The sequence below is a fragment of the Streptomyces sp. rh34 genome, from assembly GCF_002551245.1.
Classification (GTDB): domain Bacteria; phylum Actinomycetota; class Actinomycetes; order Streptomycetales; family Streptomycetaceae; genus Streptomyces.
In genome coordinates this window covers 1-3,963 of the sequence record NZ_NTGZ01000412.1, presented here as the reverse complement: position 1 = coordinate 3,963, position 3,963 = coordinate 1, and the positions used below count along the sequence as shown (strand labels likewise).

The window sequence follows — 3,963 nt, the reverse complement described above, 5'->3', positions numbered from 1 at the left end:
TGCGAGGGCTTCACCGGCAGCAGGGTCGCCGCCGGACCCGCCCTCGGGCCCGCCTTCCTCGCGGGCGCGGGCGCCGCCGCCAACGGCTGGGTCTTCGCCGAGGCGTACGCCGACCCCACGGCCCTCCCGTCGGCCAGGAAGTTCACCGCCGCCCACCGCGAACGCTTCGGCGCACCCCCGGGCACCTGGGCCGCCGAGGCGTACGACGCGGTCGGACTGATCGCCCGCGCCGCCGGGACCACCAGCGCCTCGGGGGAGGTGCGCAGCGGCATCGCCGGGCGGCTCGTCCGTACCGAACACCGGGGGATCGTGCGCCCGCTCGCCTTCCGCCCGTCGACCCGCCAGGTGCTGCGGTACGAGAACGGGATCTTCCTCTACCGGATCGAGAAGGGCCGCCCCCGCTTCCTGGGCCCGTTCGGCGACGTGTAGCCACCGCGGTGAGCCCCGGCGAAAGCCGCCGCGGCGGAGCCCCGGCGACGGCAGCGGTCGGTGAGCCACGGCCAGGCGTGAAGATCTCCTGCGGCCGCGCTTAAGAAATCCTCGATGGACCCGGGCCCCGTCGTACGGCAGATTTCTCCGTGACGGCCGAGGATGGCGCGTGGAGCCGTACGACGTGCAGGCGTACGACGTGCAGCCGTACGTCCTGGAGTCGTACGACGGGCTCCGTCCCGTCCCGCCGCGCCCCCGCCCTGGGGGCGATCACCCGAAAACCACCCCGGGCCGCAGGGTTCTTCCGACATGCCCCGAGGCCCGGGGTATCCACTCGCGTACCGACGTCAGGGAGCCGCAGCCGTGAAGGCACTCGTCAAGCAGAAGGCCGAACCCGGACTGTGGCTGATGGACGTGCCGGAGCCGGAGTACGGCCCCACCGACGTCCTGATCAAGGTCCTGCGCACCGGCATCTGCGGCACCGACCTGCACATCCGCGCCTATGACGGCTGGGCCCAGCAGGCGGTCACCACCCCGCTGATCCTCGGCCACGAGTTCGTCGGCGAGGTCGCCGCGACCGGTTCCGACGTCGCGGACATCGCGGTCGGCGACCTGGTCAGCGGCGAGGGCCACCTCGTCTGCGGCAAGTGCCGCAACTGCCTCGCCGGCCGCCGCCACCTCTGCCGTTCCACCGTCGGGCTCGGCGTCGGCCGGGACGGGGCGTTCGCCGAGCACGTCGTCCTGCCCGCCTCCAACGTGTGGGTGCACCGGGTCCCCGTCGACCTCGACATCGCGGCGATCTTCGACCCGTTCGGCAACGCCGTGCACACCGCGCTGTCCTTCCCGCTCGTCGGCGAGGACGTCCTGATCACCGGCGCCGGACCGATCGGCATCATGGCCGCCGCCGTCGCCAAGCACGCCGGGGCCCGCAACGTCGTCATCACCGACGTCAGCGAGGCCCGCCTCGCCCTGGCCCGCAAGGTCGGCGTCAGCCTCGCCCTCAACGTGGCCGACCGGACCATCGCGGACGGCCAGCGGGAACTCGGCCTGCGCGAGGGCTTCGACATCGGCCTGGAGATGTCCGGCCGCCCCGAGGCGATGCGCGACATGGTCGCGAACATGACGCACGGCGGCCGGATCGCGATGCTCGGCCTGCCCGCCGAGGAGTTCGCCGTCGACTGGTCCCGCATCGTCACCTCGATGATCACCATCAAGGGGATCTACGGCCGCGAGATGTACGAGACCTGGTACGCCATGTCCGTCCTGTTGGAGGGCGGCCTCGACCTCGCCCCCGTGATCACCGGCCGGTACGGCTTCCGCGACTTCGAGGCGGCCTTCGACGACGCCGCGAGCGGCCTCGGTGGCAAGGTCATCCTCGACTGGACCGTCTGACCGGCTGCCTGCTCGACCGTCCGACCGCATCCCTTGATCCAGAAGGAATCCGCATGTTCGACTCCGTACGCGACGACCTGCGCACCACCCTCGACGAGATCCGCGCCGCCGGGCTGCACAAGCCCGAGCGCGTGATCGGCACCCCGCAGTCCGCGACCGTGGCCGTCACCTCCGGCGGACGCGCCGGCGAGGTCCTCAACTTCTGCGCCAACAACTACCTGGGCCTCGCCGACCACCCCGAGGTCATCGCCGCCGCCCACGAGGCGCTGGACCGCTGGGGCTACGGGATGGCCTCGGTCCGCTTCATCTGCGGCACCCAGGAGGTCCACAAGGAGCTGGAGCAGCGGCTCTCGGCCTTCCTCGGCCAGGAGGACACGATCCTCTACTCCTCCTGCTTCGACGCCAACGGCGGAGTCTTCGAGACGCTCCTCGGCCCGGAGGACGCGGTCATCTCCGACGCCCTCAACCACGCCTCCATCATCGACGGCATCCGGCTCTCCAAGGCGAAGCGCCACCGCTACGCCAACCGCGACATGGCCGACCTGGAGACGCAGCTCAAGGAGGCGTCCGGGGCCCGCCGCCGCCTCATCGTCACCGACGGCGTCTTCTCCATGGACGGCTACGTCGCCCCCCTCCAGGAGATCTGCGACCTGGCCGACCGCTACGACGCCATGGTCATGGTCGACGACTCGCACGCCGTCGGCTTCGTCGGCCCCGGCGGACGCGGCACGCCCGAACTGCACGGCGTCATGGACCGGGTCGACATCATCACCGGCACCCTCGGCAAGGCGCTGGGCGGCGCCTCCGGCGGTTACGTCGCGGCCCGCGCGGAGATCGTCGCCCTGCTGCGCCAGCGCTCGCGCCCGTACCTCTTCTCCAACTCCCTCGCCCCGGTCATCGCCGCCGCCTCCCTCAAGGTCATCGACCTGCTGGAGTCCGCGGGGGACCTGCGCGAGCAGCTCAACGCCAACACCGCGCTCTTCCGCACCCGGATGACCGAGGAGGGCTTCGACATCCTGCCCGGCGACCACGCCATCGCCCCCGTCATGATCGGGGACGCGGGCAAGGCGGGCCGGATGGCGGAACTGCTCCTGGAGCGCGGAGTGTACGTGATCGGGTTCTCCTACCCCGTCGTCCCGCAGGACGCGGCCCGCATCCGCGTCCAGCTCTCCGCCGCCCACTCCACCGCCGACGTCAACCGCGCGGTGGACGCGTTCGTCGACGCGCGGGCCGCCCTGGACGCGGAGGCGTAACCGCTCACCGGGTCGGGCACTCCGGCGCGACCTGGGACAATGGGCACATGATCGATGCGCGGCGGCTGCGAATCCTCCGTGCGGTGGCCGACCACCGCACGGTGACCGCGGCCGCCGCCGCGTTGTACCTGACGCCCTCCGCCGTCTCCCAGCAGCTCGCCGCCCTGGAGCAGGAGACCGGCCACCGCCTCGTCGAACGCGGTGCGCGCGGCGCCCGGCTCACCGCCGCCGGGGACATCCTGCTGAGCCACGCCAATGTGGTCCTGGCCCAGCTGGAGCGGGCCGAGGCGGAGCTCGCCGACTACAGCGCGGGCGTCGCCGGTACGGTCACGGTCGCCGCGTTCGCCACCGGCATCGGTCTCGTCCTCGCCCCCGCCCTCACCGAGCTGGCCCGCACCGCGCCCGGCATCCGGGTCAAGGTCCAGGACGCGGAGGGCGACGCGAGCGTGCCGATGGTGCTGGACCGGCAGGTCGACGTGGCGGTGGCCGTCGAATACCGGGGCGCGCCCGCCGAGGACGACCGCCGCCTGACCCGCGTCCCCCTGTACTCGGAGCCGTTCGACGCGGTGCTCCCGGTGCACCACCGCCTCGCGGACCAGGCGCAGGTGGCGGTCGCCGACCTCGCGAAGGACCCGTGGATCGGGCCCTACCCGGGCAACCCCTGCCATGACGTGGTGGTCCTGGCCTGCGAGTTCGCCGGGTTCGCCCCCCGCCTCGAACACTCGTCGGACGACTTCCGTGCCGTGGTCGCCCTGGCCGGGGCGGACGCGGGGGTGGCCCTGGTGCCCCGGTCCGCGCTGCGCGGCATGGAACTGACCGGGGTGGTCGTCCCCCCCGTCGAGGGTAGCCCCCCCCCCCGCCGCGTCTTCGCGGCCGTACGACAGGGGGT

The 3,963-nt window shown here is 72.7% G+C and carries 4 protein-coding genes; all 4 read left to right on the top strand.

What is annotated here, in order from left to right; genetic code table 11:
• On the top strand, positions 1 to 429 hold a 429-nt coding region (locus tag CR470_RS36340), incomplete at its 5' end, for an ABC transporter substrate-binding protein (RefSeq protein WP_179892499.1).
• Between the two features lie 363 nt (positions 430 to 792).
• On the top strand, positions 793 to 1,821 hold the full coding sequence (gene tdh, locus CR470_RS36330; protein ID WP_097871894.1) for an L-threonine 3-dehydrogenase: 1,029 nt from the start codon (positions 793 to 795) through the stop codon (positions 1,819 to 1,821).
• Positions 1,822 to 1,874: 53 nt separating this feature from the next.
• The gene (locus CR470_RS36325) at positions 1,875 to 3,074 is read left to right on the top strand and encodes a glycine C-acetyltransferase (RefSeq protein ID WP_097871892.1); all 1,200 of its coding nucleotides are present in this window, start codon (positions 1,875 to 1,877) and stop codon (positions 3,072 to 3,074) included.
• A 47-nt stretch (positions 3,075 to 3,121) separates the two neighbouring features.
• Positions 3,122 to 3,963: LysR family transcriptional regulator (locus CR470_RS36320; protein ID WP_097871890.1), on the top strand; the 842-nt coding region annotated here is incomplete at its 3' end.